A 2,457-nucleotide genomic window follows, 5' to 3' on the forward strand; every position below is an offset into this window, starting at 1 on the left:
GCGTCCATCAGCCGGCCCTTCATCGCCTGGTAGTCGCGCGCCCGCGCTTCCCCGAACATTTTGCCCTGCACGATGACCTGCGCGCCGACATCGGTCTGCGGCTTCAGCAGCACCGGGTTCATGTGGACCGATGGCGCGACACCGCAAGCGATCGCCTGCAGCCATTGCGCGCGGCCGATCTCACCGCCGCCGGCATTGTTGTCACCTGGAATTTCGGCGACGGCGGCATTGTTCGACATGTTCTGCGGCTTGAACGGCCGCACCTTCAGCCCACGCTTTTTTGCCGCGCGGCAGAGGCCGGCGACCAGCACGGTCTTGCCCACGTCGGAACCCGTGCCTTGCAGCATGATCGCTTTGGCCATCAGTCCCTGCCCTGCGCCACGGTTCCGGTGATATCGGATTTCTGCGCCAACGGCCCGCCGCGCCAGATGTACAGCGCCAGCAACGGGTCTTTGCCCGTGCGCATGGCGTGATTGACGTTGGAAGCGTGATGAACGACCTCGCCGGCCGTACGCATGCAAAAGCCGCTCTCGCCCATGCGCCATTCGGTGCCGCCGGTCAGCGGAATGTAGATTTCCTCGGCGACGTGATGGTGGTCGGGATAGACGATATCTGGTCCAAGAATCAGCAGGCCGGCGGCGGCCGCGTCATTGGCAAAGTGGCCACGTGTGCCGAACACTTCCAGCCAGCCGTAATTCTCGATGAACTCTTTCCCGAAGTCCGCCTCGCCATAAGTCTGCCCCCAGCGGAAATCATTCCGACGTTCGGCAAGCAGTTGCACCAGCGGCTTGGCATCCGGAGGCGCCAGTTCGGCGGCGCGATCGAGATGGCGCAGGCAGGCAAGCGGACGCGGCTCCAGCGTGCGAGCCGGCATGTCCCAGCCGATCCGGGCCACGGCATCGCGCATCAGGACGTGATCCACGGTCGCAAGGTATGCGTGGAACCGGCCCAGCAGTTCATCGAATTTTGTCGTCATATCTTGCTCCGGACATGCATTGATGCACAGCCGCTCCGCAGGGGATCGGGTTGCGCGGCGGCATCATTGGTCTAGATTGGTGCGCGCGCAAAGCCAAAAACAACAGGCCAGCGAGCTAGCTGGCCAGCACACAGGGAGCACGCCATGGACGCCGCGGTCGATGCGAGCACCAGCCAATTCGAACTCAACGAGGAGCAGCGCGCCATCCAGGAGATGGCGCAGGCCTTCGCCGCCGACCGTGTCGCACCGAATGCGCTCGATTGGGACCGCAACAAGCATTTCCCGGCCGACGTGATCCGCGAGACCGGTCCGCTCGGGCTCGGCGGCATCTATATCAGGGACGATGTCGGTGGCTCGGCACTTGGCCGGCTCGACGCCGTGCTGATCTTTGAGGCGCTGTCGCACGCCGATCCGGCCTTTTCGTCCTTCATCTCGATCCACAACATGGTGGCCTCGATGATCGACCGTTTCGGCAATGACGAACAGCGCCAGCGCTTCCTGCCCAAGCTCACTTCGATGGAATGGCTGGCCAGCTACTGCCTGACCGAGCCAGGCTCCGGCTCCGATGCCGCGGCGCTCAAGACCCGTGCGGTGAAGAGCGGCGGCGACTATGTGCTCAACGGCACCAAACAGTTCATCTCCGGCGCCGGCGACAGCGATGTCTATGCCGTCATGGTGCGCACCGGCGCGGACGGGCCGAAAGGCATTTCCACCATCGTCGTGCCCAGAGATGCGCCGGGCCTCTCCTTTGGGGCAAACGAGCACAAGATGGGCTGGCACATGCAGTCGACCCGCCAGGTCATCTTCGAGGATTGCAAGGTGCCGGCGGAGAACCTTCTGTCCGACGAAGGCGCTGGCTTCGGCATCGCCATGGCCGGGCTCGACGGCGGCCGGCTGAACATCGCCGCCTGTTCGCTGGGCGGCGCGCAGTCGGCGCTCGACAAGGCGCTGTCCTACACCGCCGAGCGCAAGGCTTTCGGCTCGAAGATCAATCAATTCCAGGCGCTGCAATTCAGGCTGGCCGACATGGAGACCGAGCTGCAGGCGGCGCGTATCTTCCTTTATGCCGCCGCCTCGAAGCTCGACCGCAAGGCGCCGGATGCTGGCAAATGGTCGGCGATGGCCAAGCGCTTCGTCACCGACACCGGCTTCAATGTCGCCAATGACGCACTGCAGCTGCTCGGCGGCTACGGCTACCTGCACGACTACGGCATCGAGAAACTGGTGCGGGACCTGCGCGTGCACCAGATCCTCGAAGGCACCAACGAGATCATGCGCGTCATCATCGCTCGCGCGCTGATTGGCCGTTGAAGCCAGCAACTCTGGGAGACAGACAATGACGACGATCGCCTTCATCGGCCTCGGCAATATGGGCAATCCAATGGCCGCCAATCTGGTCAAGGCCGGGCATGCGGTGAACGGTTTCGACCTCGTTCCGGAAAACCTCACCGTCGCCAAGGAACATGGCGTGACGATTATGG

The 2,457-nt window shown here is 63.7% G+C and carries 4 protein-coding genes; 2 read left to right on the forward strand and 2 right to left on the reverse strand.

Translation table 11 applies throughout. The annotated features are described in order from the left end of the window. Together EN969_RS26560 and EN969_RS26565 are read right to left on the reverse strand one after the other, a co-directional pair. Positions 1-362 (reverse strand): AAA family ATPase (locus EN969_RS26560; protein WP_164758507.1); only part of this gene is annotated, 362 nt, incomplete at its 3' end. After that, complete coding sequence (locus tag EN969_RS26565) at positions 362-976, reverse strand: dimethylsulfonioproprionate lyase family protein (protein WP_063168187.1); 615 nt, start codon at positions 974-976, stop codon at positions 362-364. The genes EN969_RS26560 and EN969_RS26565, both read right to left, overlap by 1 nt. 144 nt (positions 977-1,120) lie before the next feature. On the opposite strand from EN969_RS26565, the gene EN969_RS26570 reads away from it, so the two are divergent. Both EN969_RS26570 and EN969_RS26575 read left to right on the forward strand, forming a co-directional pair. After that, positions 1,121-2,287, forward strand: a complete 1,167-nt coding sequence (locus EN969_RS26570; protein ID WP_013531207.1) for an isobutyryl-CoA dehydrogenase — start codon at positions 1,121-1,123, stop codon at positions 2,285-2,287. Positions 2,288-2,312: 25 nt separating this feature from the next. Further along, on the forward strand, positions 2,313-2,457 hold a 145-nt coding region (locus EN969_RS26575; protein ID WP_164758508.1), incomplete at its 3' end, for an NAD(P)-binding domain-containing protein.

Source organism: Mesorhizobium sp. M7A.F.Ca.CA.003.01.2.1 (genome assembly GCF_003998945.1).
Classification (GTDB): domain Bacteria; phylum Pseudomonadota; class Alphaproteobacteria; order Rhizobiales; family Rhizobiaceae; genus Mesorhizobium; species Mesorhizobium ciceri.

What these genes read in the sequence shown, in the direction of transcription:
- EN969_RS26565 (WP_063168187.1), bottom strand. Translation starts at nt 976, where the DNA reads ATGACGACAAAATTCGATGAACTGCTGGGCCGGTTCCACGCATACCTT.
- EN969_RS26570 (WP_013531207.1), top strand. Translation starts at nt 1,121, where the DNA reads ATGGACGCCGCGGTCGATGCGAGCACCAGCCAATTCGAACTCAACGAG.